This window comes from Haloarcula sp. Atlit-7R, assembly GCF_003666065.1.
GTDB lineage: Archaea > Halobacteriota > Halobacteria > Halobacteriales > Haloarculaceae > Haloarcula > Haloarcula taiwanensis.
On sequence record NZ_QXIK01000055.1, the window covers coordinates 1 to 617 of the forward strand.

At 57.5% G+C, this 617-nt stretch carries 1 protein-coding gene; it reads left to right on the forward strand.

Going from position 1 to position 617, the window contains the following annotated elements:
- Positions 1 to 113 precede the first annotated feature (113 nt).
- On the forward strand, positions 114 to 617 hold a 504-nt coding region (locus D3D01_RS22585; RefSeq protein ID WP_304999835.1), incomplete at its 3' end, for a carbon starvation CstA family protein.

The window sequence follows — 617 nt, forward strand, 5'->3', positions numbered from 1 at the left end:
TGGAGTTTTCGACGTACCTCTCCGAACGAACCTGTCGTTCGAACACGATAGATGCCTATCTATCGTTACCGTTAAGGTAGGCATTTTCGTGTCTTCCAATGGGGCAGCGTACCATGGTACAAGTCATTTGGATGGTCGTCACGGTATTTGCGTTGTTTACCGTCGGGTATCTCGGTTACTCCCGATATCTCGCGCAGTTCGTCGAACTCGACGACAGTCGTGAGACGCCAGCGCACAAGTACGAAGACGGTCAAGAATACGTTCCGGCGAAAAAGCCGGTGTTACTGGGGCATCACTATTCGAGCATCGCAGGCGGCGGGCCGATTGTCGGGCCGATTACGGCGGGCGTGGTGTGGGGTTGGGTCCCCGCACTGGCGTGGATTGCGATTGGAAACCCGCTTCTCGGGAGCGTCCACGACTTCGTGTCGCTTTCGGGCAGTCTGCGACACGATGGAAAGTCCGTCGGGTACATCATCGGCGAGTACGTCGGCGAGCGCGGCAAGAACATGCTGCTTTGGTTCGCGTTCCTCACTATCGTCCTCGTCGTCGCGGTGTTCGCCCTCGTGGTGGCTATCGTATTCAACGCATATCCGGAGGCGGCCACGGCGAGTCTGGTC